The organism is Synechococcus sp. CS-1332, assembly GCF_025127995.1.
In the GTDB taxonomy this organism is placed as follows: Bacteria; Cyanobacteriota; Cyanobacteriia; order PCC-6307; family Cyanobiaceae; genus Cyanobium.
In genome coordinates this window covers 18804-42201 of the sequence record NZ_JAHLYP010000034.1, presented here as the reverse complement: position 1 = coordinate 42201, position 23398 = coordinate 18804, and the positions used below count along the sequence as shown (strand labels likewise).

28 protein-coding genes are annotated in these 23398 nt (G+C 70.6%); 13 read left to right on the top strand and 15 right to left on the bottom strand.

Translation table 11 applies throughout. The features are described 5' to 3' along the window. Positions 1-1089 (bottom strand): DUF3352 domain-containing protein (locus tag KQ305_RS06870; RefSeq protein ID WP_259724675.1); only part of this gene is annotated, 1089 nt, incomplete at its 3' end. Between the two features lie 54 nt (positions 1090-1143). Here KQ305_RS06870 and KQ305_RS06865 point away from each other — a divergent pair. From KQ305_RS06865 to KQ305_RS06855, 3 genes are all read left to right on the top strand, one after another. After that, positions 1144-1506, top strand: coding sequence for a rhodanese-like domain-containing protein (locus KQ305_RS06865; RefSeq protein ID WP_259724674.1), 363 nt, complete (start codon positions 1144-1146; stop codon positions 1504-1506). 79 nt (positions 1507-1585) lie between these two features. Then, a complete protein-coding gene (locus tag KQ305_RS06860) occupies positions 1586-2596 on the top strand; it encodes a heat-inducible transcriptional repressor HrcA (protein ID WP_259724673.1) in 1011 nt (336 codons plus the stop codon). Beyond that, positions 2596-3381 carry a 20S proteasome subunit A/B gene (locus KQ305_RS06855; RefSeq protein ID WP_259724672.1) on the top strand — a complete coding sequence of 262 codons (786 nt, stop codon included), beginning with the start codon at positions 2596-2598 and terminating at the stop codon, positions 3379-3381. The genes KQ305_RS06860 and KQ305_RS06855 overlap by 1 nt, the downstream gene beginning before the upstream one ends. A 29-nt stretch (positions 3382-3410) precedes the next feature. On the opposite strand, the gene trpB is transcribed toward KQ305_RS06855, so the two are convergent. Further along, positions 3411-4676, bottom strand: coding sequence for a tryptophan synthase subunit beta (gene trpB, locus KQ305_RS06850; protein WP_259724671.1), 1266 nt, complete (start codon positions 4674-4676; stop codon positions 3411-3413). A 221-nt stretch (positions 4677-4897) separates the two neighbouring features. Between trpB and KQ305_RS06845 the strand changes: the two genes are divergently transcribed. Both KQ305_RS06845 and cysC read left to right on the top strand, forming a co-directional pair. Then, on the top strand, positions 4898-5221 hold the full coding sequence (locus tag KQ305_RS06845; RefSeq protein WP_259724670.1) for a translation initiation factor: 324 nt from the start codon (positions 4898-4900) through the stop codon (positions 5219-5221). 44 nt (positions 5222-5265) lie between these two features. Further along, on the top strand, positions 5266-5892 hold the full coding sequence (gene cysC, locus KQ305_RS06840; RefSeq protein ID WP_259724669.1) for an adenylyl-sulfate kinase: 627 nt from the start codon (positions 5266-5268) through the stop codon (positions 5890-5892). Here cysC and KQ305_RS06835 read toward each other — a convergent pair. After that, positions 5867-6967, bottom strand: coding sequence for an AI-2E family transporter (locus KQ305_RS06835; RefSeq protein WP_259724668.1), 1101 nt, complete (start codon positions 6965-6967; stop codon positions 5867-5869). The genes cysC and KQ305_RS06835 overlap by 26 nt on opposite strands. A gap of 79 nt (positions 6968-7046) precedes the next feature. Beyond that, positions 7047-7604 (bottom strand): 5-(carboxyamino)imidazole ribonucleotide mutase, encoded by a 558-nt coding sequence (gene purE / locus KQ305_RS06830; protein ID WP_259724667.1) that lies wholly within the window; start codon positions 7602-7604, stop codon positions 7047-7049. A gap of 48 nt (positions 7605-7652) precedes the next feature. On the opposite strand from purE, the gene KQ305_RS06825 reads away from it, so the two are divergent. Both KQ305_RS06825 and bchM read left to right on the top strand, forming a co-directional pair. Next, on the top strand, positions 7653-8867 hold the full coding sequence (locus tag KQ305_RS06825; protein ID WP_259724666.1) for an N-acetylglucosamine-6-phosphate deacetylase: 1215 nt from the start codon (positions 7653-7655) through the stop codon (positions 8865-8867). 31 nt (positions 8868-8898) lie between these two features. Beyond that, complete coding sequence (gene bchM / locus KQ305_RS06820; protein WP_259724665.1) at positions 8899-9633, top strand: magnesium protoporphyrin IX methyltransferase; 735 nt, start codon at positions 8899-8901, stop codon at positions 9631-9633. Here bchM and KQ305_RS06815 read toward each other — a convergent pair. Genes KQ305_RS06815 through KQ305_RS06805 form a run of 3 tightly spaced genes read right to left on the bottom strand, consistent with a single transcriptional unit; the run spans position 9604 to position 11947 of the window. Beyond that, positions 9604-10617, bottom strand: a complete 1014-nt coding sequence (locus tag KQ305_RS06815; protein ID WP_259724664.1) for a pseudouridine synthase — start codon at positions 10615-10617, stop codon at positions 9604-9606. The genes bchM and KQ305_RS06815 overlap by 30 nt on opposite strands. Beyond that, the gene (locus KQ305_RS06810; RefSeq protein ID WP_259724663.1) at positions 10601-11392 is read right to left on the bottom strand and encodes a response regulator transcription factor; all 792 of its coding nucleotides are present in this window, start codon (positions 11390-11392) and stop codon (positions 10601-10603) included. Before KQ305_RS06810 ends, KQ305_RS06815 begins: the two co-directional genes overlap by 17 nt. Positions 11393-11401: 9 nt before the next feature. Then, complete coding sequence (locus KQ305_RS06805) at positions 11402-11947, bottom strand: hypothetical protein (RefSeq protein ID WP_259724662.1); 546 nt, start codon at positions 11945-11947, stop codon at positions 11402-11404. Between the two features lie 6 nt (positions 11948-11953). Here KQ305_RS06805 and KQ305_RS06800 point away from each other — a divergent pair, with 6 nt between their 5' ends. Together KQ305_RS06800 and KQ305_RS06795 are read left to right on the top strand one after the other, a co-directional pair. Beyond that, positions 11954-13096 carry a cysteine desulfurase family protein gene (locus KQ305_RS06800; RefSeq protein ID WP_259724661.1) on the top strand — a complete coding sequence of 381 codons (1143 nt, stop codon included), beginning with the start codon at positions 11954-11956 and terminating at the stop codon, positions 13094-13096. Between the two features lie 26 nt (positions 13097-13122). Continuing rightward, positions 13123-13956, top strand: coding sequence for a hypothetical protein (locus tag KQ305_RS06795; protein ID WP_259724660.1), 834 nt, complete (start codon positions 13123-13125; stop codon positions 13954-13956). On the opposite strand, the gene KQ305_RS06790 is transcribed toward KQ305_RS06795, so the two are convergent. Together KQ305_RS06790 and rsmH are read right to left on the bottom strand one after the other, a co-directional pair. After that, a complete protein-coding gene (locus KQ305_RS06790; protein ID WP_259724659.1) occupies positions 13946-14530 on the bottom strand; it encodes a DUF456 family protein in 585 nt (194 codons plus the stop codon). The genes KQ305_RS06795 and KQ305_RS06790 overlap by 11 nt on opposite strands. 10 nt (positions 14531-14540) lie before the next feature. After that, a complete protein-coding gene (gene rsmH, locus KQ305_RS06785) occupies positions 14541-15434 on the bottom strand; it encodes a 16S rRNA (cytosine(1402)-N(4))-methyltransferase RsmH (RefSeq protein ID WP_259724658.1) in 894 nt (297 codons plus the stop codon). A gap of 43 nt (positions 15435-15477) precedes the next feature. On the opposite strand from rsmH, the gene KQ305_RS06780 reads away from it, so the two are divergent. The 3 genes from KQ305_RS06780 to KQ305_RS06770 all read left to right on the top strand — a co-directional run bounded on the left by KQ305_RS06780 (position 15478) and on the right by KQ305_RS06770 (position 18290). Further along, positions 15478-16662 (top strand): NAD(P)H-quinone oxidoreductase subunit H, encoded by a 1185-nt coding sequence (locus KQ305_RS06780; RefSeq protein WP_259724657.1) that lies wholly within the window; start codon positions 15478-15480, stop codon positions 16660-16662. Next, entirely contained in the window at positions 16659-17072 is a 414-nt protein-coding gene (locus tag KQ305_RS06775) for a DUF2752 domain-containing protein (protein ID WP_259724656.1), read from the top strand. The genes KQ305_RS06780 and KQ305_RS06775 overlap by 4 nt, the downstream gene beginning before the upstream one ends. 114 nt (positions 17073-17186) lie before the next feature. After that, on the top strand, positions 17187-18290 hold the full coding sequence (locus KQ305_RS06770) for a fatty acid desaturase (RefSeq protein WP_259724655.1): 1104 nt from the start codon (positions 17187-17189) through the stop codon (positions 18288-18290). Here the strand turns inward: KQ305_RS06770 and KQ305_RS06765 are convergent. After that, positions 18283-18969, bottom strand: coding sequence for a hypothetical protein (locus KQ305_RS06765; protein ID WP_259724654.1), 687 nt, complete (start codon positions 18967-18969; stop codon positions 18283-18285). The two genes, KQ305_RS06770 and KQ305_RS06765, sit on opposite strands and share 8 nt — an antisense overlap. Before the next feature lie 124 nt (positions 18970-19093). Here KQ305_RS06765 and KQ305_RS06760 point away from each other — a divergent pair, with 124 nt between their 5' ends. Continuing rightward, a complete protein-coding gene (locus KQ305_RS06760) occupies positions 19094-19588 on the top strand; it encodes a thioesterase family protein (RefSeq protein WP_259724653.1) in 495 nt (164 codons plus the stop codon). Here KQ305_RS06760 and KQ305_RS06755 read toward each other — a convergent pair. From KQ305_RS06755 to menA, 5 genes are read right to left on the bottom strand one after another with little or no spacing between them, the layout of a single operon-like run. Next, positions 19585-19776 (bottom strand): hypothetical protein, encoded by a 192-nt coding sequence (locus tag KQ305_RS06755; protein WP_259724652.1) that lies wholly within the window; start codon positions 19774-19776, stop codon positions 19585-19587. The two genes, KQ305_RS06760 and KQ305_RS06755, sit on opposite strands and share 4 nt — an antisense overlap. Next, complete coding sequence (locus tag KQ305_RS06750; RefSeq protein WP_259724651.1) at positions 19776-20042, bottom strand: TM2 domain-containing protein; 267 nt, start codon at positions 20040-20042, stop codon at positions 19776-19778. Before KQ305_RS06750 ends, KQ305_RS06755 begins: the two co-directional genes overlap by 1 nt. Before the next feature lie 15 nt (positions 20043-20057). Continuing rightward, positions 20058-21311, bottom strand: coding sequence for an AMP-binding protein (locus tag KQ305_RS06745; protein WP_259724650.1), 1254 nt, complete (start codon positions 21309-21311; stop codon positions 20058-20060). A 44-nt stretch (positions 21312-21355) separates the two neighbouring features. Further along, a complete protein-coding gene (locus KQ305_RS06740) occupies positions 21356-22354 on the bottom strand; it encodes an o-succinylbenzoate synthase (RefSeq protein WP_259724649.1) in 999 nt (332 codons plus the stop codon). Next, positions 22351-23340 carry a 2-carboxy-1,4-naphthoquinone phytyltransferase gene (gene menA, locus KQ305_RS06735; protein WP_259724648.1) on the bottom strand — a complete coding sequence of 330 codons (990 nt, stop codon included), beginning with the start codon at positions 23338-23340 and terminating at the stop codon, positions 22351-22353. The genes KQ305_RS06740 and menA overlap by 4 nt, the downstream gene beginning before the upstream one ends. Positions 23341-23398 lie beyond the last annotated feature (58 nt).

The window sequence follows — 23398 nt, the reverse complement described above, 5'->3', positions numbered from 1 at the left end:
GGCCAGCAGCGGCCCCCCATCGGCCCCCACCACCAGGGCGGGCACCGGGCCCGCTGCGTCCGCCGCCCCGACCAGGCGGGCGAGCAGCGGCTGCAGAAGGGGGATTGTGGCGATGGTGGCGGGATCCTGCACCAGGGCGAGGCTGGAAACTTGGAGGTGCAGGGCGGCCAGCAACTCCCGGCCCAGGCCGACATCGGCGCCGACAGCCGGCAACACCATCTCCGGCGGTAGTCCCAGCAGGGCGGACAGCCTCAGGCTCCGCCCTTCGGGTCGCAGGGCCAGAAGCAGCCCGCCGGGCCGCTGGTCGGCAGGGGCCGGCAGCGGCAGCCCCAGCCAGCGCTCCAGGGCTCCGGGGGCTGCCTGGAGCAGGGCCACACCGGTGCCAAGCCGCCGCAGCCCCTCCTGGAAGGACGGCTGACCGGCCTGGTTGAGCTCAGGAATCTGGGACACGTCCAGTGCCTGCTCCAGCACACCCCGTCCCGAGGCGATCAGGACGAGGTCGTCATCCACCAGGGCCGTGGCCAGAGGCATCGGCGTGCGGCCCAGCAGGGCCCCCCGGCCGCTGATCAGACCCATGCCCCGGTAGGTGCTGATCTGGAGATCGGTGCCCGCCAGGCTGCGGGTCTGCCAGAAGCGCTGCAGAAACTGGCGGGCACCGTCATCGTCACGGCTGCCCAGCGCCAGCAGCCAGCCTCCCCTGGAGGCACCGGCGGCGTCGCCGGCGTCCGCCTCGAACAGGGCCAGACCCACCGGTGAGGCCAGCCAGGAGCGCAGTTCCGTTTCGTAGTCGAGACCCGCCGCGGCGAAGGCCCCGTCGCGCAGCCGGCCGACCGCCGCCGCCGCCTGACCCCGCTGGCGGGGCGGGGCGACGGCGCGGGCGTAATCCAGGGGCTGGTCGCCGTCGCTGAACAGATGAAAACTGAGTGGCGCATCCCTGGGCACGAACTGGGCCGCCCGGGGGACCACCAGCGGCAGGCGCTGCAGCCGCAGGGCACTGCGTTGCCACACCAGCCACCAGCCACCGAGTCCCAGACCGAACACCACCAGCACCAGGGCCAGCAGCACCGCCAGGAATGGGCGGGCCTTCATGCGTTCTCAGCAGGGTGGGACCATCCTGACGCCACCCCCGCTTCAAAGCCCCCCATGGACGAGCCGACCCGCCCGGGGACCCCCCGCACTCTCCCCGCCGTGGACCTGCAACGGCGCCTCTCGGCGGGGGAACCGCTTCGGGTCGTGGACGTGCGCGAAGACGCTGAACTGGCCCTGGCCCAGCTGCCCCATGCGGTGCTGCATCTGCCCCTGAGCCGTCACCGGGATTGGCTGCCGCAACTGGAGACCTTGCTGGACCGGCAGCAGACGGTGGTGGTGCTGTGCCATGCCGGCATCCGCAGCTGGGACTTCGGCTGCTGGCTGATCCAGGACCAGGGCTTTGGGGACGTCTGGAACCTGAAAGGCGGCATCGACGCCTGGAGCCGGGAGGTGGATCCCCAGGTTCCCCGTTACTGAGCGCACGCCCAGACGGGTTGAAGGGTCCTCTCCTACCTAGAGTCGTAGATCTGTTCTCAATCAGCTTTTCCCCCAGTCCTTGGACACGCTGCCGCGCCGACAACAGGAGGTCCTCCGAGCCACGGTGCGGCATTACGTGGACACCGTCGAACCCGTGGGCAGCAACACGCTGGTGCGTCGCTTCGGGCTGCCCGCCAGCCCCGCCACGGTGCGCACGGCGATGGGGGCCCTGGAACAGCGTGGCCTGCTGACCCAGCCGCACACTTCAGCCGGCCGGATCCCCAGCCAGCGGGGCTACCGCCTGTACGTCGATCAGCTGCTGCCAGCCCCGGGGGCCGCCGCCCTGCAGCTGGAGCGGGAGCTGGCCGGGATCAGCCTGCAATGGGCCGCCCTTGACGATCTGCTGCTGCATCTGGCCCGTCGCCTGGCCGATCTCACTGGCCTGCTCAGCCTGATCACCCGGCCCCAACGGCCCAGCCCCCTGCTCCAGGCGGTGCGGCTCGTGCCCAGCGGCGACCGGCTTCTGGTGTTCCTGGTCCAGGGGCCCGACTTCAGCACCAGCCTGAACCTGCGCCTCGGCGCCGGTCTGGAGGGAGAACTGCCCATCCTGGAGCGCTGGTGCAACCAGCAGCTCCGCTCCGGTGGCGACGGCCGCATCCCCTGGGAGCGCTTGCCGGCGGAACTGCGCCGCAGCGGCGGCCTGCTGCGCCAGGCCCTCGACAGCCACGGCCGCATCCGCAGCGAGGAGCTCGACGCCGTCGTGGCTGCCGGCCTGGGGGGACTGCTGGCGCAACCCGAGTTCAGCTACAGCTCCAGCCTGCTTCCGGTGGTGCAGTTGGTGGAGCACGGCCCCCGCGCCCTGCTGGGGCTCAGCGGCTACCCCGAGGCCATCGCCAGCGACGCCATCTGGATCGGCACGGAACACCCCCATGCGGCCCTCGGGCAGTGCTCGGTGGTCCAGGCCACCTACCGCACAGGCCATGGCGGCCTCGGCCAGGTGGGCTTGGTGGGGCCGATGCGCATGGCCTACGCCACCGCCCGCTCGGCGGTCCAGTCGGTGGCCTCGATCCTGGAGAGGCTGCTCAGCTGATGACCTATTGCCTCGGCTTTCTGCTCCAAAGCGGCCTGGTGTTCGCCTCCGACTCCCGCACCAACGCAGGGGTGGATTACATCTCCAGCTACAGCAAGATGCATGTGCTGGCACCGGCCCCCGATCGGCTGTTCGTGCTGATGGCGGCCGGCAACCTGGGTACCACCCAGGCCGTGCTGAACCGCATCCGCCGTGACATCGAGAACCATGGCGCCGGCCCCAGCCCCCAGTGGAGCCGCCAGGACGAGCCCCCGGCCGGACCGAGCATGCTCACGGCCCGATACCTGTTTGAGGTGGCCGATTACATCGGCCGGCTCAATGTGATGGTCCAGAAGGAGTTCAATCCCAACCTGCGGCAGGCGGGCGCCAGCGGTGAAGCCAGCTTCATCCTCGGGGGCCAGATCGCCGGCCAGCCCCACGGGCTCTACATGATCTATCCCCAGGGCAACGCGATCATGGCCACCGCCGACACCCCCTTCCTGCAGATCGGCGAAACCAAGTACGGCAAGCCCCCTCTCGATTACATCGGCCGACCCGACCTCTCCCTGGAGGATGCGGCGCGCCTCTGCCTGGTATCGGAGATCGTCACCCGGCGCTCCAACCTCACCGTGGGGCCACCCTTCGAGATCGCCCTGGTGCGCCGCGACGAGTTCAAGGTGGGCCGGCGCCTCAAACTCGAAAAGGAGGCCCCGGAGATCCAGCACACCATGGATGTATGGTCCCGCCACATGCAGGAAGGCCTCAACAAGCTGCCCCGTTTCCCCTGGGAACAGGATCCGCTCTGAAGCACGGGTTGGCGAGCCCCCCGGCTGCGTTAGCCGGCGCCCTCCAGGCGGCCCCCCAGCCGCTCGGCCACGGTGTTGACGTCCTTGTCGCCGCGGCCGGAGAGATTCAGCACCACCTCAGTGCCAGGCGCCAGGGTGGGGCAGAGGGATTCCAGCCACGCGAAGGCATGGGCCGTCTCCAGGGCCGGGATGATGCCCTCCAGCTCGCTCACCCGTTGCAGAGCTTCGAGGGCTTGGTCGTCGGTGACCGCGGCGTATTCCGCCCGGCCGATGCCCTTGAGATAGCTGTGCTCCGGCCCCACGCCCGGGTAATCGAGGCCAGCACTGATCGAATGGGCCTCCTGCACCTGGCCTTCCTCGTCCTGCAGCAGCAGGCTCATGGCGCCGTGCAGCACCCCCACCCGCCCTTCGGTGATCGTGGCGGCATGGCGACCGGTGGCCACACCCTCGCCGGCCGCCTCCACCCCGATCAGGCGGACACCGGCGTCCTCAACGAAGGGATGGAACAGGCCCATGGCGTTGGAGCCGCCGCCCACGCAGGCGATCAGCACATCCGGCAGCCGCCCGAAGGCCTCATGGCACTGGCGTTTGGCCTCCTGGCCGATCACCGCATGGAAATCCCGCACCAGCATCGGGTAGGGGTGCGGCCCGGCCACCGAACCGAGGATGTAGTGGGTGCTCTCCACGTTGGTCACCCAGTCGCGGATGGCTTCGCTGGTGGCGTCCTTGAGGGTGGCGCTGCCGGCGGTCACCGGCTGCACCCTGGCACCCAGCAACCGCATCCGGAACACGTTCAGGGCCTGGCGGCGCATGTCCTCGGCGCCCATGTAGATGACGCAGTCCAGCCCGAAGCGGGCACAGACCGTGGCCGTGGCCACGCCGTGCTGGCCGGCGCCGGTTTCGGCGATGATCCGCTGCTTGCCCATCCGCAGCGCCAGCAGGGCCTGGCCCAGGGCGTTGTTGATCTTGTGGGCGCCGGTGTGGTTGAGGTCCTCGCGCTTCAGCCACAGGCGCGGCCCCCCCTCCGGACGGCGGTAGTGGGCGGTGAGGCGCTCGGCCTCGTACAGGGGCGTGGGTCGCCCCACGTAATGGCGCAGCAGGTGATCCAGCCGGGCGGTGAAGGCGGGATCAGCCCAGGCCTCAGCCGCGGCAGCCTCCAGCTCCGCCAGGGCGGGCATCAGGGTTTCGGGCACGTACTGACCACCGAAGGGGCCGAAACGGCCCAGGCCATCCGGACGGACCGACGGCTGCAGCTCGGCCGGGTCGACGTGGCGGGTAGGGACGGTGCTGGTCACCGGCGGTACTGAGGGGGCTTCAACACTAGGTACGCATCCTCCGGGGCGTCAGGGACACACCCAGTGCCAGCCCAGCCATCCCTGCTGCACGGCCTGATCGGCCTCAATGGCCAGGCAGATCACTTCGGGGCCAAGGATGAAAGGATCTGTCGCAGGGATGATGGCAACGACGCCACCGAAATGCCGTCCCATGCAACAGCTCCTGATGGGGGTGCGCACCCATGCCTAAAGGCGGCTGGAGGGAGTTCAGCGGGTCGGAGAGCCTGCAACGGCCAGAGTCCCCATCGGCCCAGCCCCCCAAGTCCCTGCAGAGGGTGCGCGTGCAGCGCACCAAGGCTGGGAAAGGCGGCAAGCTCGTCACCACGATCACGGGGTTGGTGGCCCCGGAGGCCGAAGCGCGCCAGCTGCTTAAGCGGCTGAAGGCTGGTACCGGCACCGGCGGCACCTTCAAGGACGGGGTGATCGAACTCCAGGGAGACCATGTGGCGGCGGCCCTGGCTGCCCTCGAGCACGACGGCTATCGGCCGAATCAGTCGGGGGGGTAGGGGAGAATGCGGCCCGAAGCCGCCGCCCCGTTTCCGTGTCCGAGATGACCTCGCCTGCCAAGGCCACCAACATCGTCTGGCACCACTCCACCGTGAGCCGCGCTGCCCGGGCCCACCAGCGCGGCCACCGCAGCGCCATCCTCTGGTTCACGGGGCTCTCGGGAGCGGGGAAGAGCACCCTGGCCAATGCGGTGAATTCGGCCCTGTTCGAGCAGGGGCTGGCCTGTTATGTGCTCGATGGCGACAACGTGCGCCATGGGCTGTGCAGCGATCTGGGCTTCTCCGACGCCGACCGCGAGGAGAACATCCGTCGGATCGGTGAGGTGGCCAAGCTGTTCCTGGATGCCGGCGTGGTGGTGCTCACCGCCTTCGTCTCCCCCTTCCAGGCGGATCGCCAGCGGGCCCGCGATCTGGTGGAGGCGGGCGATTTCCTGGAGATCCACTGCGCCGCCGACCTGGACGTCTGCGAGCAACGGGACACCAAGGGGCTCTATGCCAAGGCCCGGGCCGGGGAGATCAAGGAATTCACCGGCATCTCGAGCCCCTATGAGGCGCCCGAGGCCCCCGAGCTGCGGGTGGCCACCGGCGAACAGAGCCTCGACGACTCTGTGGCCCAGGTGATGGCCGAACTGGAGCGCCGCGGCATCATTCCGGCTCCGGCAGAGCCCTGAATGGCTCCGGCTCGGGCCAGTCCCTGCGAAGCCGCAGGGCCCAGGCATCGAGGAAGGTCTTGGCGCAGCTGGCCACCGGCACTGCCAGGAGCAGGCCCAGCAGTTCCCCCAGCCCCAACAGGCCCCCAAGGCGGGCTCCGATCGGCAGGCTGATCAGCAGCCAGGCCGGCTGCAGACCCACGATCGACCCCATCAGCCGCGGCTGGATGACCTGGTCGACCACCTGACCGACACTGATCGCCACCGCCAGCACCTCCAGGCCGGTGCGGGGATCCTGAAGCGCCAGCAGCACGCTCACCCCCACGATGGTGAGGGCACTGGCGTAGGGAATCAGGGTGGTGAAGCCGATCGCCACCGCAAACAGCACGCCGTAGGGGATCCCCAGGAGGGTGAACACCAGGCTCTGGGCACCGCTGAGGATCAGGGCCAGCACCACCTGGCCGGCGAAGTAGCCCCGAAAGGTGCGATCGAGGGTGGTGAGCACCAGGGCGCGGGTGCCGGAGGGAAGCCATTCGGCCAGGCCTTTGGCGATGCCTTCACCCCCCAGCAGCAGAAACACCGCCAGCACCAGGACGATCACCGTGTTGACGGTGATGCTGACGGTGGCCCCCAGGATCCCCAGCACCTGCTGGCTGAGCTGGGACGCGATCTTGCTGGTGCGGGCGATCAGTTCGCTGCTGATCCCCCCGAAGTCGGTGGGCAGCCCCCGCTCGGTGGCCCAGCTCTGGAGCTGCTCCAGCAGGGTTTCCCCCTGGGCCAGCCAGCTGGGCAGGGCCAGCACCAGGTCACCCAGCTGCTCCACAAGCCGAGGCACCAGCACCAGCGCCGCCAGCACCACCACCGAGAGGCTCAGCCCCAGCACCAGCAGCAGCGCCACCGGCCGTGGCAGACCGCGCTGGATCAACCAGCGGCTGGGGATATCGAGCAGGAACGCCAGCAGGGCCGCCGTCAGGAACAGGGCCGGGAACGGCGCTAGGGGCACCAGCAACTGACGCAGCACCCACAGGTTGAGCACCAGCAGGGGCAGGGCCAGGGAGAACCGCAGCCAGGGGGGCAGCACCAGCCGCTCGAGCATCAGCGGGAGCCGGGCACGGCCCCGGTGGATCGATGAACTCTCATCAGCTTGGCCTGCCGGGCCGGCAACGGCCAGCGCTTCATCCCTGGCCCATCGCTTCCAGGTAGGCGGCGCTGCCCAGGGCCTGCAGGCGCGCATCCTTGGCCACCACCTGGTCATGCAGTCCGCGCCTGTAGGCCTCCAGGGCCTCAGCGAGCACCGGATCGGCGATGGCCAGCATCGAGGCCGCCAGCAGACCGGCGTTGAGGCCGCCGCCGATGGCCACCGTGGCCACCGGGACACCCGCCGGCATCTGCACGATGGAGTGCAGGGAATCCACCCCGGAGAGGGCCTGGCTGCGCACGGGCACGCCGATCACCGGCAGCAGGCAGAAGGCCGCCACCATGCCGGGCAGGTGGGCCGCCCCGCCAGCCCCGGCGATGATCACCCGCAAGCCACGGGAGGCGGCTGCCTCGGCGAAGGCCGCCATTTCCCGTGGGGTGCGGTGGGCCGAAAGCACCCGCACCTCGCTGGCCACCCCCAATTTCTCCAGGATCCGCACGGCCGGCTCCAGCGTCGGCAGGTCGGAATCGCTGCCCATCACGATCGCGACCCGGGGCGCTGGAGTGGGTACGGAAGCAGGGGGGGCGGGATCCATGGGGCGCAGGCGGCGAGGATGGCATTGTCCCGTCCCGCGGCTGCCCGGATGCGCTGGCTGACCAACCTGCGACTGGCGGGCGATGACCCGGCCTGCGGAGTGGCGGGAAGGCGCTGGCGGGTCGGTGTCGACCACGATGGGCTGATCGCCCGGGTGCGGCCCACGCCAGCGGGAAGCCGGGCCGCCGGCGAGGACTGGGGCGGCGACTGGCTGTCCCCGGGGGGGGTGGACCTGCAGATCAACGGCGGCCTGGGGCTGGCCTTCCCCGAACTGACGTCCAGCGATCTGCCCCGCCTGCAGGCGTTGCTGGAGCTGCTCTGGCGCGATGGGGTGGAAGCCATCTGCCCCACCCTGGTGACCTGCGCCCCAGAGGCCCTGCGCCAGGCCCTGACGGTGCTATCCGAGGCCCGCCGCCGCCATCGACCCGGGCGCTGCCGGCTGCTGGGTGCCCATCTGGAGGGGCCATTCCTGGCCCCGGAGCGGCGCGGCGCCCACCCGGCCCAGCACCTTCAGGTCCCCAGCCGGGCTGCGCTGCGGGCCCTGATCGATGGCTTCGGGGGTGGGGCCGAGGCCGATGTCGCCCTGGTGACCCTGGCACCGGAGCTGGAGGGGGCCGCTGAGCTGATCGACGCCCTGCGGGCCGCCGGCGTGGTGGTGAGCCTGGGCCACAGCGGCGCCGATGAGGAGCAGGCCCGGCAGTCCTTCGGGCAGGGGGTGGGGATGCTCACCCACAGTTTCAACGCCATGGCCGGTCTGCACCACCGCGCCCCGGGGCCCGTCGGCGCGGCGCTGCGCCAGGGGGAGGTGGCCCTGGGGCTCATCGCCGACGGCGTCCACGTGGCCCCGACGATGGCCGTGCTGCTGCAGCGGCTGGCGCCCCGCCAGCTGGTGATCGTCAGCGATGCCCTGGCCCCCTATGGGCTCGCCGACGGCACCCACCGCTGGGACGAGCGGCTCCTGCTGGTGCAGGACGGCAGCTGCCGGCTGGAGGACGGCACCCTGGCCGGGGTCACCCTGCCGTTGCTGGAGGGGGTGACGCGGCTGGCGCGCTGGGGCGGCCTGGTGCCGGCCTCGATCGCCGCCGCCACCCTGGCCCCCCGGCGCCTGCTGGGGGAGCAGCGGCCGCTGGAGCAACTGCTGCTGGGGCGGCCCCTGGGGGACACCCTGCGCTGGAGCACGGCGGACGACGGCAGCCTGCGCTGGCGGCGCCCGGACGCCGGGGCCAGGGAGCCAAAGGGGATGGCCCCAGCCCCATCTCCCTAGGATCCGCCCCACCTGACTGGCCCTGCGCCCCATGCCCCCGGAACTGCAACCCCCCGCGCCCACCGAGGCACAGGCTGAGACGCAGGCCGAGAAGGCCGAGGTGCAGGCCTATTTCGAAAGCACCGGCTTCGAACGCTGGAACCGCATCTACAGCGACAGCGAGGAGGTGAACCGGGTCCAGCGCAACATCCGCATCGGCCACCAGAAGACCGTGGATGCGGTGCTGGCCTGGCTGCAGCAGCAGGGCGACCTCTCGAGCCGCAGCTTCTGTGATGCCGGCTGCGGCGTCGGCAGCCTCAGCCTGCCCCTGGCGGCCCTCGGGGCCGGCTCGATCGCCGCCAGCGACCTCTCGGCGGCGATGGTGGCCGAAGCCAGCCGCCGCGCCGCCGAGGCCGGCCTGGCGTCCGAGCGGCTGAGCTTCAGCGCCTCCGACCTGGAGAGCCTCCAGGGTCGCTACGACACGGTGATCTGCCTGGACGTCTTCATCCACTACCCCCAGGCGGCCGCTGAAGCGATGGTGCGTCACCTGGCGGCCATGGCCGAGCGCCAGCTGATCGTCAGCTTCGCCCCCTACACGCCACTGCTGGCGGTGCTCAAGCAGATCGGCCAACTGTTCCCCGGACCGAGCAAGACCACCCGCGCCTACACCCTTCGGGAAGACGGAATCGTGGCGGCTGCCGCCGCCGCCGGCTTCATCCCCGTCCACCGCAGCCTCAACCAGGCCCCCTTCTATTTTTCACGCCTGATCGCCTTCGAGCGCGGCTGAGCCGGCGCTAGCCAGCCCAGGCCCCCACGCCGGCAGGGGCGCCTCCCAGGCGAGCCTGGCCCCATCGGGACCGGCCAGGGCAAGCCGATGGGCATGCAGCCGGTAACCCCCGTCCCCAGGCAGCACCTCCGCCTGGGCAGATCCCCCTGGCAGATACAGGGGATCACCCAGCAAGGGCGCCCCAACGGCGGCGCAGTGGATGCGGATCTGATGGGGCCGGCCCGTGGCGATCTCAACCTGCGCCAGATCCCCGTCCGGATGGCACCGCAGCAGGGTCAGCAGGCTGCTGGCGGCCAGCCCGTCCGGGGCGGCACACCAGATCGTCCCCAGCAACGGGTGGGCCCGGCGGCCGATGGGAATGGTGATCCGCAGGGGCACGCCCAGCTCCAGCTCCAAGGCCCCCGGCAGCAGCAGCGTCCGGTAGATCTTGCGGCAGGACGGGGCCTCGCCTTCGCCGGCGGCGCTGCTCTCCCGCAACCGCTTGCTTAGCCAGGCGCGGGTGGCGGGGCGGCGGGCGCAGACCAGGAGGCCGGAGGTGAAGCGCCCCAGCCTGTGCACCGGCCGCGGTGGAGGCGCCGCTGCCGGCTCGGCGGCGGTCTGGCGCTCCAACAGCCGCAGCAAGGTGTGTTCGAGGAATCCTCCGGCCGGCAGCACGGGCAGGCCGCTGGGCTTGTCGATCACCAGCAGATCGCCATCGTCGTGGATCACACCCCAGCCGCCTGGCACAGCGGGCTCCTGCCAAGGGGGACGGTGCCAGAGCAGCCGATCGCCGTTGCGGCTGATCTCGCCACGGGCGAGGCGCCGTTCCCAGTCGTCTGGACTGGAGTTGGGGTAGCGGCCGGCGTAAAAAGCCACGATCCCTGTCTGGGCCCCAGCGGGGGGAAGGCGGTCGCTGTAGGTCCAGCCGTTGTTGAGGCGGGACGGCAACCAGCCCGGCGACAGGCTCAGCGGTGGGGGGTGGAGGCCTTCAATCCACCAGCCCATGCTCCAGGGCGAAGCGCACCAGCTCGGTCCGGCTGGCGGTGCCGGTCTTGATGAACAGCCGGCTGACGTACTTCTCCACGTTGCGGATCGAGGTTTCCAGCCGCCGGGCGATCTCCTTGTTCATCATTCCTTCCGCCACCAGCTGCAGGACACTGGCCTCGCGGGGGGTGAAGTCGAGCTTGACGTCGGTGACGGGCTTCCTGGCACTGCCGCCGCTGCCGGAGCCTCCGCCGCCCCCCAGCATCGAACGGATCTCGGTGATCTGGCGGGCCATGGCGCCGATGTCGGCATCGGCGAAGCGGGCCGCCTCGGCCAGCAGCCGCTCCTGGCGGCGCACCACGTTGCGCACCCGGGCCACCAGTTCGTCCGGGTCGAACGGCTTGGGGATGTAGTCGTCGGCGCCGGCCTGGAAACCGGCGATGCGGTCGGCCGTCATGCCCTTGGCGGTGAGGAAGATCACCGGCGTGCCGCCGAGCCGCTCATCGGCCCGCAGCCGCTTCAGCAGGCCGTAGCCGTCGCAGCGGGGCATCATCACGTCGGTGATCACCACATCGGGCATCTGGGCCTGGGCCGCCGTCCAGCCCTCCTCGCCGTCGTTGGCGGTGGTGACGGCAAACCCCTCATCCTCCAGATAGGCCTTGACCGCCGTGCGCAGGCCGGGCTCGTCGTCCACCAGCAGCAACCGAACGGGGGTGCTGGCGGGGGCTTCGAGTGGCTCCTCCGTCCCGGACGGCTCGGAGATGGGGCCGGCGGCGGCGGATGGTTCTTGACTCATGGGGGAAATCTATCGACCGGGACCAAGCACCACCTGTTCCCTCTCGGGCAACCGGCCGCTGTAGCCGAGCTGGCGGGCAAGGGGGCCGAGGCTGGCGGGATCCTTGCCAGCCTCGGCGGGCACGCAGACGGCCCACCACATCAGGTGATCGAGACGATTGGCGGGAGTGATCACCCCGCCGGGATTGAGCTCGCGGATGATCAGCCGGCGGGCGGTGCCGGTGATCCTCATCGGACTGCTGAGGCTGCAGCCGATCTTGTCGGTGGCGACGGTGACCCTGTCGTCGAGCTCCTCCCACACCTGCACACGCCACATCCCCGGCTGGGCGGGCTCGCTCACAAGGCCGTAGATGCCCACCACCTCCCGGCCCCGGTGGGTCACCTTGTCCAGCAGCACCTTGAAACCCACCGGGCGGCTTTCGGCATTGCTGCGGGAGTCGTCCTGGGCGGCGGCTGGCCAGGCCACCACCAGGGAGGACGCCGCCAGCAAGGCCATGGACAGCGCACCGGCCAGCCGCAGGGGGAGGGCACCGGAGGGGCGGGGACGGATCAGCATGGCTCCATGCTGACCTACCTCGACCACCACGCGAGCACCCCGTGCGATCCGGCGGTGCTGGCGGCCATGGCCCCCTGGTGGTCGGAGAACCCCGCCAATGCCTCCAGCCGCCTGTACCGGCCGGCCCTGGAAGCGGGGGCGGCCGTCGACATCGCCCGCACCCGGGTGGCTGAGGCTCTGGGTGTGGGCGATGAGGCGGTGATCTTCACCAGCGGCGCCACCGAAGCCAACAATCTGGCGCTGCGCGGGGTGGCCGAAGCGGCCCTGGAGCGGGGGGAGCCCCGCCGCCGGCTGGTGACCCTGGCCAGCGAGCATCGGGCGGTGCTGGAGCCCCTGGCCTGGCTGGCGCGCCACGGCTTTCCCCTCACCGTGCTGCCGGTGGGGGCCGATGGCCTGCTCGATCCCGAACAGCTGGCGCAGGCCCTGGGTCCCGACACCCTGCTGCTGTCGGTGATGGCGGCGAACAACGAGATCGGGGTGCTTCAGCCCCTGGCCAGCATCGGCGCCCTCTGCCGCGAGCGGGGGGTGCTGTTCCACTGCGACGCCGCCCAGGCGGTGGGCCACATCCCCCTGGCCATGGCCGACCTCGGCATTGACCTGCTCAGCCTCAGCGGCCACAAGCTCTATGGCCCTAAAGGCGTCGGCGCCCTGCTGCGGCGTCCGGGAGTGCCCCTGGCCCCCCAGCAGCTCGGCGGCGGCCAGGAGGGTGGGTTGCGGGGCGGCACCCTGCCAGTGCCCCTGATCGTCGGCCTCGGCGCCGCCGTGGCGGGAGCCCTGGCCGACCGCCAGGAGCGGGCCGAACGCCTCGGGGCCCTGCGCGACCGGTTATGGGGGGAACTGGAGGCCCTCGGCGCTGTGCGCCGCAACGGCCAGCCGCTCCACACCCTGCCCCACAGCCTCAGCGTCACCGTGGACGGTGTGGACGGCACCCGCCTGCACCGGCAGCTGCGGCGGGTGCTGGCGGTGAGCAGCGGTTCGGCCTGCAGCCAGGGCAGCCCGTCCCATGTGCTGGCCGCCCTCGGCCTCGACCGCCGCGCCGCAGGCGCCACGGTCCGCTTCGGGCTGGGACGGGGCACAACGGCGGCGGACATCGACGTGGCCGTGGCAGCCGTTGGCGCCGCAGTGGCGGAGTTGCGAGTGCCTGTCTAGCTTTCGGGGTCTATGGCCTTCCATTGATGCACACGCCCGTCGGCCGGCCAGGGCTCCGGCTCGACTTCGGTGATGCCCTGCAGGAGGGCTGGCGTGCCTTCAGCCGCAGTCCGGGGCCCTTCGTGGCCTTTCCCCTGGTGGTGATTGCCCTCCAGTTCCTGATCCAGCCCCTGCAAAGCCACATCAGCAACGGTGGCGTGGCTTCCAGCGATCCCCTCGACTGGCTCCTGTACCTGATCGGGCTGACGGCCAACCTGCTGCTGAATCTCTGGTGTGCCATCGGGCTGGTGCGCGGTGCCGGCAGCGCCCTCCAGGGCGGCCACCCCTCCCTGGGGCAACTGATGCGCTGGGACGGCGAAGTGTTCCTGCGGCTGCTGCGGGCCTGGCTGCTGTTGGCGGCGGTGGTGCTCGTGCCCCTGGTTGCCCTGCTGCTGGTGGTGGGCGGCCCCCTGGCGCTGCTCGGGATCTATGCCGAGCAGCTCGTGCCGTTCAGCCGCACCCTGGTGGAGGTGCTGGGCCTGAGCCTGGCGGTGGTGTTCACCCTGCTCCTGGGCGTGCTGCTGCTGGGCGTGATCTATCTGGCGATCAACCAGAGCTTCCTCACCCAGATCGTGCTGTTTGAGCGGGCCGGCTCGCGCACCGCCCTGCAACGGGGGCGGGCCCTGGTGGATCCCAGCTGGTTGATGGTGCTGCTGCTCACCCTGATCGGGGGCCTGCTGATGCTGCTGGGTCTGCTGGCCTGCCTGGTAGGGGCCTTCGTGGCCTGGCCACTGGTGGTCTGCATCGCCACGGCGGCCTACCGGCAACTGGTGCTGGCCAGCGGCGCTGCCGATCCCCTGCCGCCCACCCTCAGCCGCTGATCCGGGGGGCGAAGGGACCCGCCGTGAGCAGCACGAAGCCCAGCAGCCCCACCAGGGCCAGCAGCAGCTGGGCCACGCGGCTCACCAGCATCCCGGCCACCACCGCCAGGCCCACCAGCAGGGAGCGGCGCAACCGCCCCAGCCCCGGCGGCCCCAGGGACGGCGGGGCGGTCAGCAGCTCGCCGAGGCTGGCCCCGAGCAGGGGGCCCACCAGGGCACCAAGCAGGGGGCCGCCCACCGGCAGGGCCGGCAGCAGCCCCAGCAGGCCCACCACCAGGCCGAGGCCAGCGCCGACATAGCTCCAGCGGGTGGCCTGCAACCGGGCCGGACCGAGCAGCAGGCCCAGGGCCTCGGCCCCCCAGCCCAGGGCGAGCAGCACCACGGCCAGCAGCAGGGCCGGCCAGCCGGCGGCCCAGCCCACGGCCCAGCACCACAGCAAGGCGCCCAGGGGCAACAAGGTGAGGCCGGGCGCCACCGGCAGCACGGTGCCGGGGATCGCAAGGGCCTGGATCAGCAGGGCGATCCACCAGAGGACATCGACACGATCGAGGCTCAGCAGGCTGGCCGTGGTCATGGGAAGCGGCTCAGGCCACGCGGCGGGCGACCCTCAGCTTGGCGGAACGGCTGCGGGGATTGGCCTGCTCCTCCTCCTCGCTGGCGACCAGCGGCTTGCGGGTGAGCCGCTCCAGGCGCGGATCGGTGAGGAAGGCCGTCTTGACGCGCCTGTCCTCGAGGGAGTGGAAGCTGATCACCGCCAGCAGCCCCCCCGGCACCAGCCAGCCGGGGGCTTCCGCCAGCAGCCGATCGAGGGCGCCCAGCTCGTCATTGACGGCGATCCGCAAGGCCTGGAAGGTGCGGGTGGCCGGATGGATCCGGCCGTGGCGCGCCTTGGGGGGGAAGCAACCGGCCACCGCATAGGCCAGGTCGGCGGTGCTGCGGCCGCTGCCCGTCCAGGGGCGCTCGGCCACCAGGCGCCGGGCGATGCGGCGCGACAGGCGCTCCTCGCCGTAGCCATGGATCAGATCCGCCAGGGTCGATTCCTCCAGCCGGTCGATCAGCTCGGCGGCCGTCTCGCCGGTCTGCGGGTCCATGCGCATGTCCAGGGGGCCAGGGGCGCGGAAGCTGAATCCCCTGGTGGGTTCATCCAGCTGGGGACTGCTGACCCCCAGATCGGCCAGCACCCCAACCAGGGGAGCGGGCGGGGTGAAGTCGGCGAAGTTGGCGGCGTGGATCACGGCCCGATCGCCGAAGGCGGCGAGCCGCTCGGCGGCCGCGGCCCGGGCGGCGGGGTCCCGGTCGAGGCCGATCAGGCGCAGCTTGGGGTGGGCCGCCAGCAGCAGGGCACTGTGCCCACCGCCGCCGAGGGTGCAATCCAGCAGCAGCGACTCGCCGTCTCCGTCGTGTTGTCCAGGCAACCCGGCGAAGGCCAGCAGCACCGGATCGGTCAGAACCGGAAGATGGGCGAACGAAACGGCCATCCGACCTTCCTAAGATCCCGGCACTCCGTTCCTAGCGAAGGGCATGACCCAGCTCGAGACCCGCACCGAGCCGATGGTGGTCAACTTCGGTCCCCACCACCCGTCGATGCACGGGGTGCTGCGGCTGGTGGTGACCCTCGACGGCGAGGACGTGATCGACTGCGAGCCGGTGATCGGCTACCTGCACCGCGGCATGGAGAAGATCGCCGAGAACCGCACCAACGTGATGTTCGTGCCCTACGTGAGCCGCTGGGACTACGCGGCGGGCATGTTCAACGAGGCGATCACCGTGAATGCGCCCGAGCGGCTGGCCGACGTGCCCGTGCCGAAACGGGCCAGCTATATCCGAGTTCTGATGCTGGAACTCAACCGCATCGCCAATCACCTGCTCTGGCTTGGCCCATTCCTCGCCGACGTCGGGGCCCAGACTCCCTTCTTCTACATCTTCCGGGAGCGGGAGATGATCTACGACCTGTGGGAAGCGGCCACCGGCCAACGCCTGATCAACAACAACTATTTCCGCATCGGTGGTGTCGCTGTCGACCTGCCCTACGGCTGGCTGGAGAAGTGCGCCGACTTCTGCGACTGGTTCGGCCCCAAGATCGATGAGTACGAGAAACTGATCACCAACAACCCCATTTTCCGCAAGCGGATCGAAGGGCTCGGGGTGATCGGCAAGGAGCAGGCGATCAACTGGAGTCTCTCCGGGCCGATGCTGCGGGCCTCAGGCGTGCCCTGGGATCTTCGCAAGGTCGATCATTATGAGTGCTACGACGATTTTGAATGGTCCGTGGCCTGGGAGAAGGAAGGTGACTGCTACGCCCGCTATCGGGTGCGCATCGAGGAGATGCGCCAGTCCCTGAAGATCCTGCGCCAGGCCATCACCATGATTCCCGGCGGCCCCACCGAGAATCTGGAGGCCCGGCGAATGGCCGAAGGCAAGAAGAGCGAGTGGTACGGCTTCGACTACCAATACGTCGCCAAGAAGGTGGCTCCCACCTTCAAGATTCCCGAGGGTGAGCTCTACTGCCGGGTGGAGTCGGGCAAGGGCGAACTGGGCGTGTTCATCATGGGCAACAACGACGTCACCCCCTGGCGGTGGAAGATCCGCGCCGCCGATTTCAACAACCTCCAGATCCTGCCCCACATCCTCAAGGGGGCCAAGGTGGCCGACATCATGGCCATCCTCGGTTCGATCGACGTGATCATGGGATCGGTGGATCGGTGACCACCGCCGGCCGGCGCTGGATTCGCCGGCTCGAACGCTGCGGCCCGCTCCTGCCCCTCGGGGCCACCGGCCTGCTGGTGCTCAAGGGGCTGCATCCGGGCCTGCCTGGGTTCAGCTGTCCCCTGCGCGCCCTCACCGGCATCCCCTGCCCCACCTGCTATCTCACCCGGGCCACCGCGGCGAGTCTGGTGGGGCGCTTCGGCGACTCCCTAGCCCTGCACGCCTTCGGGCCGGTGCTGGCCGCCTGCCTGGTGATCTGGTCGCTGCAGGCCCTGCGGAGCGGCCGGCTGGTGCCCCGGTTCCTGCGGGGCCGTCAGCTGGTGGTTGTGGGCGTGCTGCTGCTGCTCTACTGGGCCGGGCGGATGGGTCTGACCTACGGCCTCGGCCTGCAGGCTTTTCCGCTCCCTTGATCCAGCAGGGCGGCAACCGACCGCCCCCCACCGCCACGGCAATTCCGTTGCCCCGCCTACGCTGGCTGCGGGATGGACCTCCCCCGTTGCTCCCCGGTCCACACCAGGAATTCCTTGCCCGTTTCGTCAAGCACTGCAGCACCCCCTGGTGCTCAGCTTCTGATCGCCCAGCCCGACTACGCCAAACGCCTGCGCCCCCTGCTGCCTGAGGGGGCCTTCACACCCGACCGGGGGACCCTCCTGGTCCTTGGCCTGAATGGGGCGATTCTGGTGCTGGGGTGGGCCATGGCCCGTCAGCTCCAGGTCAGCCACTGGCAGGGCCTGCTTCTGTTCCTGCCCTTCGCCCTGGTGATGGGCAACGCCGTTGTGGTGATGCTCTTTGGCACCCACGACATGATGCACAGCAAGGCGATCCGCCAGCCCCTGCTGCGGCAAGTGGTTCAGCTGCTGGGGCTCGCCCTGCTGTGGATGCCCCCGACCCTGTGGAAGGCGGTGCACAACCGGGAACATCACGGCAAGACCAATTCCGAGCAGGATCCTGACCGCAACTACAACGCCAGCCAGCCAGCCAGCTGGGGGAAATGGATCCAGAATCTGTTCGTGCCATCGGTTGAAGTCAATCCCTTCTGGCTCTACGTGGGGCTGACCTCGGCATGGGGGGTGCATGCGTTCCGAAACATCACATCCGTGCTGCTGTTTAACAACGGATCCACGCGCTATCCGGTGTTCTCCTTTCAGGTGAGCCCGAGGGAGAGGCGCCAGATTGCCCTTGAACTGGCCGCCATCGTGCTGATGCACTTGTCCATCATCGCCTTCATCGGCCTACGCCCTGTGCCCCTTTTTCTGGGATACTTCCTGCCGATCTGGATCGGCTACAGCGTGGTGATTGCCTACATCTACACCAATCACATGGCCTGCCGCGCCACCGACACCAACGACCCCCTGATCAACAGCATTTCCCTGAAGATGCCAGCCATCTTCGACGTCCTTCATTTCAATTTTTCCTACCACACCGAGCACCACATCTTTCCGGGCATGAACCCGGACTATTACCCCCAGGTGCGGGCCCTGCTGCTGGAGCACTACCCGGACCGCTTCAATCTGCTGAGCGCCCCCCAGGCCTGGCAGCTGCTGAGGCAGACCCCCCGTCATTACCTGGACGCCACCACCTTCTCCAGCAGCTGCGGCACCATCATCCAGCCCTGTCCCCTCAGCTGAGCACCCCCTGGTGATAGGCAGCGTTCTGGATGTAGAAGGTGGCCACCGGCACCGCCACCAGGGAGCCAAGGCCGCAGGTGAAGATCGTCACCACCAGTACCAGCAGCCAGGCGATCAGTTCGATGCCTGCAAAAGTGCGGCCCTTGACTGAGCCATACACGGCCTGGAACGAGGAGGAGAAAGCGTCCAGGATGGGGCTGTCGGTGAGGAACACTTTGTTCACGTAGACCGGCATCACCAGGGTGACGGCGATGCCAGGCAAGATGCACAGCACAAAACCGATTGCGGCCACGACGGTAAATAACGCCCCGGCAAGGAGATAGCGGACGGGCCGGTGCATCAGGACCCGCAGGGCGGCTTCGGTGTCGATGATCTCGCCACTGGCGTAATGCATCGCCGGCACCGCCACGAACAGCACCCCCACGAGATTGGAGAGGATCGTGAAGGGCAACTGCACCAGATTGCCCAGGACCGCCGACAGAGTGGCCGCGGTTTCGCCACTTGCGCCGTTGCCCGAAAGCCCGACACCCAGGGCGGTGAGCGCGAGAGAAGCCACGACGCCGATGACGGTCAGGACGATCGTGACCACCCAGATCAACAGGATCGTGGGGATGTGGGCCAGGAAGGCGGCCCAGGCCTTGGAGATGGTGGGCGGCTCGTAGGCGATCGCTGCAGCCATGGGGGCGGTCCGTAACTGAGCGGAACCTAGGGGCGTTCCGGGAGGCCAGCAACGGGTCCGGGAGGCGGGTGGCGGCAGAGGGGCGCCAGGATGGGGCGAAGGGCACGCGTCGCCATGGAGGTTGATGTCCCCATCCGAGCCACCGGGCCACGACACGCTCGAGAGACCGCCCCAGGGGCCATCACCCACGCCAGAGGACTGGCTACTGCTCTGCCGCACGGTCCGCTTCGGTGACACCGATGCCGCCGGGGTGATGCACTTCCACCAACTGCTGCGCTGGTGCCACGTGGCCTATGAGGAAAGCCTGGAACGGTTCGGTGTGGCGTCCGGCGCCATCTTCCCCGGGCCGGGCCGAACCCCGGCCGTGGCGCTGCCGATCGTGCACGTGAGCGCCGACTTCCTGAGTCCCCTCAGCTGCGGCGATCCCCTGGCCATCGAGCTGCGGCCCCTGCAGCGCGATGGCGGCAGCTTCGAGATCCGCTACCGCTTCCTGCACGGCAGCAAGGAGGCGGCCACCGGGATCACCCGGCACGTGGCCATCGAGGCGATCAGCCGCCAGCGGACGACGCTCCCCGGCAGCGTCTCGCAATGGCTGGAGGCCAGCCGGCCAGACGCCTAGCGGCGGTTCAGCAGGGCCCACACCAGGGCGGCCAGCTGCAGGGGCAGCAGCGCCCCCATCAGGGCCAGGGGGTGCAGGCCATCGTGCGGCGTTGCCCCCAGGGCCACGAAGCTCACCAGCCCACCCCCCACCAGCAGGGCGAGGCCCAGCCGTGGTGGCAGCCTGCCGGCCGAGTGGGGGGCGGACATCAGAACCACTCCCGGGTGGCGTCGATGTACTGGGCCTGGAATTCCTCTGTCGACTTGGTGAGGTAGATGACACCTTCGATCACACCGATGACGCCCATCACCGACGCGCCGAAGCCGCAGGTGAGCACCGTGACCAGCAACATGATCAGCCCGGCTTTGCTGTAGCCCAGAACGAATTTGTGAATGCCCAGCGACCCCAGGAAGATGGCCAGCAACCCCGCCGCCAGCTTCTTGTTGCTGGTCTCGACCTGTTGACTGTCGGTCATCGGTGCGGCTGCTGTTCAGAAGGCTTCTAGCGAGTCCAGCCAGCTCTGCCAACGTCCCCGCTCCCACTTACCTGCCGCGGTGGGCGCCAGCGTGGGGCAGAGATGCCAGTGCCGCGGCCGCTCGGCAGGGGGCCAGGCGGCCGTGAGGCCCTGCAGGTCCCGCAGCAGCACCGCCCAGTCGCCCCCTTGCCGGGGGCGCACCAGGGCCACAAGCTGCTGCCCCCATTCCGGATCGGGCCGGGCCAGCAGCAGCAGCGCGTCGTGGCCCACACCGGCGCAGGCCGCCTGCTCCTGCAGCCGTTCCTCCAGCCGCTCCGGGAAGACCGTCTCACCGCCGCTGTGCAGGGCCCCATCCAGGCGGCCCAGCACCTCCAGCCCCTCGCTGCCGAGGAGCCCGGCATCGCCGCTGCGCCACCAGCCGCCCGGCTGCAGCGGCAGGGGCAGCAGCTGGCCCGACACCAGCCGACCGGGGCTGAGGCGGCTGCAGCGCACCTCCACGGCGCCGGTGGCGCCATCGAGGCGCAGGGCCACGTCGGCCAGGGGGTGGCCACAGCCCGCAGCTCCTTCCAGGAACCGCTGCGGCGGCAGGGCACACACCATGGCGGCGGTTTCGGTGGCGCCGTAGCAGGGGGCCAGGGGCAAGCCGGCGCGGCGGGCGGCGGCGGCCAGGGGTGCCGGCAGGCCCGCCCCCCCGACCCAGATCACGGCGCAGCCGGCCAGCCAGGCGGTGGCCTCGGGGCTGGCCAGCAACCGGGCCAGCTGGGTGGGCACCAGCGAGAGCAGGACCGGGCGATCCCGGGGCAGGGGACAGGCCTGGGGCAAGTCGTCCGGCCGGCGCAGCAGCGACGGGGCCAGCCAACGCAACTCCCCCCCCCAGTGGCGAGCCCGCACCAGGGGCAGCAGGCCGCTGACGTGGTGCAGCGGCAGGGGGTTGAGGTGCAGGCAATGGGCTGGCTCCAGGCCAGCTGCCGCCAACCAGACAGCGGTGGCCTCGGCAGAAGCCTGCAGATGGGCAAGGGGCTGCAGGCACCAGTGACGCTCGCCGGCGCTGCCACCGCTGCCCACCACCACGGCGGCCCCAAACCGGGCGAGTGCCGCCATCTCCCCCGAGGCGCCGCCGAGGGCCTGGTCCAGATCCCCCTGCTGGCCGGGCCCGGCCAGGGCCACCAGCCGTTGTTGTGCCCAGGCCTGCTCCAGCTGGGCCGCCGCCGTCGCAGGGTCAGCCCGGGCGAGCTCAAACAGCAAGGGCACCCTGGAGGGATCGGCCACGCAGGTTCTCCGCGGAAGGCCACGCTAGAAGCCCCGGCAGGGGCTCAGGCCGCCGCCGCCCAGACCCGCTGCGGGTCCTGGTCGAACAGGGGGCCGCTGGGCGTCCAGTCCGGGGCCAGGCCAGGGGCCACCGGCGTGGGGCCCCGCCCTTGCAGGGCTGCCAGGTGGGCTGTCCAGCGGGCGCCGATGCCGGTCTCAAAGCCGGTGCTGAGCATCAGCCGGGGCACCCCCCGACGCAGCTGGGCCAGCAGGGGCCGGGGATCGCCGTCCTGGGACGGGCGCCTGACCTGCCAGCCAGCCCAGCGCTGTCGCAGCTCCGGCCGCTGCCGCAGGGATTCATCCAGGGCCACCGGGATCCCCAGGGCCAGCTGATCGAGGCCCTCCAGGTCGTCGGCGGCCAGGGGCTGCTCCAGCCACTCCAACCGCGGTTCCCGCTCCAGCCGCCCGGCCCAGGCGGCGGCGGTGGGCCGGTCCCAGCCGCCGTTGGCATCCAGCCGCAGGCGGCCGTCTGCGGGCAGGCGTTCGAGCAGTTGCTCCAGCCACAGGCGCTCCAGCCCATCGGGCGCCGCCGCCACCTTCCACTTGACGGTGAGCGCCGCGGCCGCTGGGTCGGCGAGCCGTTGTTCCAGGGCCGCAAGCATGGCCTCCCCGGCGGGCAGCAGCCAGGCCGATGGCGGAGCGGCGAGCCAGCCGCCGTCGGCAGCCGCTCCCACCACGTCATCGCTCTCCGCCAGGGCGGCCCCCAGGGCGAAGGCCAGGGCGGGCGGCAGGGCCGGCAGCCTCCGTTCCAGATCGCTCCGTTCCAGCTCGGGGCCAAGGGCCTCCAGGGCCGCGGCCACGTCCGGCGTCTCGCTGGGCATCAGCGGGGCCGCCTCTCCCCAGCCGACGCCACCGTCCGGGCCCTGCAGCCGCAGCAGCCAGCCCCGTTTGTCCTCCAGCCGGCCTCTGGACGTTTGCAGCGGCCTGGGCAGGCGGAACGCGAAGGGCCTGGACTCCAGCCGCCACCACCCCACGGGCCTCCCCCCGACCGCAGGGGCGCTCACAGGCCCGCCAGCGCCGTCAGCCAGGGGCCCAGGGCCAGACCAAAAGCGAGCCCCAGGCCATTGAGTGCCTGGAAGCGCAGGGCCAGGAACTTGCTGCCGATGATCCGGTCGGGCCGGTGGTGCTCATCGCCCAGGAGCCGGATCAGGGCCCGGGCTGGCGGCAGGCCGATCGCACCCAGCAGGGCCGTGGGCGGCCACCAGCCCAACAGCACGGGCGCCCACTGCAGCGCCAGGGCGGTGGCCACGAACCAGGGCACCAGGGCCGCGGCCCGCTGGCTGCCGAGGCGCACCACCGGCGAGCGCTTGCCGTGGGCGGCGTCCTCCTCCACCTGGTGGAAATGGGAGCAGAACAGCACCAGGCTGGTGGCCACCGCCGGCCCGCTGCCCAGCACCAGCGCCGGTCCCCAGGGCACCCCACCGGCGCCCTCCCCGGCCGGGGCCAGGGCCAGCAGGGCGGCAGCCGTGGCACAGGGGCCGAAGGCCAGCCAGCAGAGGGGTTCCCCCAGGCCGCGGTAGCCGAGGCGGAAGGGTGGTCCCTGGTAGAGGTATCCCAGGCCGCAGCAGAGCAGCACCAGCAGCAGCACCACGGCGCTGCTGCGCAGGGCCACCAGGGCCATCAGGGCCAGCCCGAGCAGCAGGCAGCCGTTCGCCAGCCAGAGCACCCGGTCGCGCCGGCCGGTGAGGTTGACCACCGAATGGGGCTTGCCATGGGTGTCCACACCGGTGTCGGCGTCGAAGACGTCGTTGGCAAGGTTCTCCCAGGCCAGCAGCAGCACCGCCGCCACCAGGAACAACAACAGCTGATCAAGCCGCAGGCCCAACCCCTGGCCGAGCCGCCAGCCGGCCGCCAGTAGCACCGGCATCACCGCCACGGCATACATGGGCCACTTCACGGCGGCGCGCCAGAGGCGGCTGCGAGAAGAGGCCTCAGAGGCGGCGACGCCCCCCGCGGCGTAACGGCTTGCGACGACCTGTGGCTCAGACATGGGGGCCGCGGGCATTGGACGGGGAAAGGCCCATACATTTGAGCAGCTTTCCGCCCCG

Excerpts from the sequence above, each read along its gene's own strand:
- KQ305_RS06865 (WP_259724674.1), top strand. The coding sequence starts at position 1,144 with ATGGACGAGCCGACCCGCCCGGGGACCCCCCGCACTCTCCCCGCCGTG.
- KQ305_RS06855 (WP_259724672.1), top strand. The coding sequence starts at position 2,596 with ATGACCTATTGCCTCGGCTTTCTGCTCCAAAGCGGCCTGGTGTTCGCC.
- KQ305_RS06845 (WP_259724670.1), top strand. The coding sequence starts at position 4,898 with ATGCCTAAAGGCGGCTGGAGGGAGTTCAGCGGGTCGGAGAGCCTGCAA.
- cysC (WP_259724669.1), top strand. The coding sequence starts at position 5,266 with ATGACCTCGCCTGCCAAGGCCACCAACATCGTCTGGCACCACTCCACC.
- KQ305_RS06835 (WP_259724668.1), bottom strand. The coding sequence starts at position 6,967 with ATGCTCGAGCGGCTGGTGCTGCCCCCCTGGCTGCGGTTCTCCCTGGCC.
- purE (WP_259724667.1), bottom strand. The coding sequence starts at position 7,604 with ATGGATCCCGCCCCCCCTGCTTCCGTACCCACTCCAGCGCCCCGGGTC.
- KQ305_RS06825 (WP_259724666.1), top strand. The coding sequence starts at position 7,653 with ATGCGCTGGCTGACCAACCTGCGACTGGCGGGCGATGACCCGGCCTGC.
- bchM (WP_259724665.1), top strand. The coding sequence starts at position 8,899 with ATGCCCCCGGAACTGCAACCCCCCGCGCCCACCGAGGCACAGGCTGAG.
- KQ305_RS06815 (WP_259724664.1), bottom strand. The coding sequence starts at position 10,617 with ATGGGCTGGTGGATTGAAGGCCTCCACCCCCCACCGCTGAGCCTGTCG.
- KQ305_RS06810 (WP_259724663.1), bottom strand. The coding sequence starts at position 11,392 with ATGAGTCAAGAACCATCCGCCGCCGCCGGCCCCATCTCCGAGCCGTCC.
- KQ305_RS06805 (WP_259724662.1), bottom strand. The coding sequence starts at position 11,947 with ATGCTGATCCGTCCCCGCCCCTCCGGTGCCCTCCCCCTGCGGCTGGCC.
- KQ305_RS06800 (WP_259724661.1), top strand. The coding sequence starts at position 11,954 with ATGCTGACCTACCTCGACCACCACGCGAGCACCCCGTGCGATCCGGCG.
- KQ305_RS06795 (WP_259724660.1), top strand. The coding sequence starts at position 13,123 with ATGCACACGCCCGTCGGCCGGCCAGGGCTCCGGCTCGACTTCGGTGAT.
- KQ305_RS06790 (WP_259724659.1), bottom strand. The coding sequence starts at position 14,530 with ATGACCACGGCCAGCCTGCTGAGCCTCGATCGTGTCGATGTCCTCTGG.
- rsmH (WP_259724658.1), bottom strand. The coding sequence starts at position 15,434 with ATGGCCGTTTCGTTCGCCCATCTTCCGGTTCTGACCGATCCGGTGCTG.
- KQ305_RS06780 (WP_259724657.1), top strand. The coding sequence starts at position 15,478 with ATGACCCAGCTCGAGACCCGCACCGAGCCGATGGTGGTCAACTTCGGT.
- KQ305_RS06765 (WP_259724654.1), bottom strand. The coding sequence starts at position 18,969 with ATGGCTGCAGCGATCGCCTACGAGCCGCCCACCATCTCCAAGGCCTGG.
- KQ305_RS06760 (WP_259724653.1), top strand. The coding sequence starts at position 19,094 with ATGTCCCCATCCGAGCCACCGGGCCACGACACGCTCGAGAGACCGCCC.
- KQ305_RS06755 (WP_259724652.1), bottom strand. The coding sequence starts at position 19,776 with ATGTCCGCCCCCCACTCGGCCGGCAGGCTGCCACCACGGCTGGGCCTC.
- KQ305_RS06750 (WP_259724651.1), bottom strand. The coding sequence starts at position 20,042 with ATGACCGACAGTCAACAGGTCGAGACCAGCAACAAGAAGCTGGCGGCG.
- menA (WP_259724648.1), bottom strand. The coding sequence starts at position 23,340 with ATGTCTGAGCCACAGGTCGTCGCAAGCCGTTACGCCGCGGGGGGCGTC.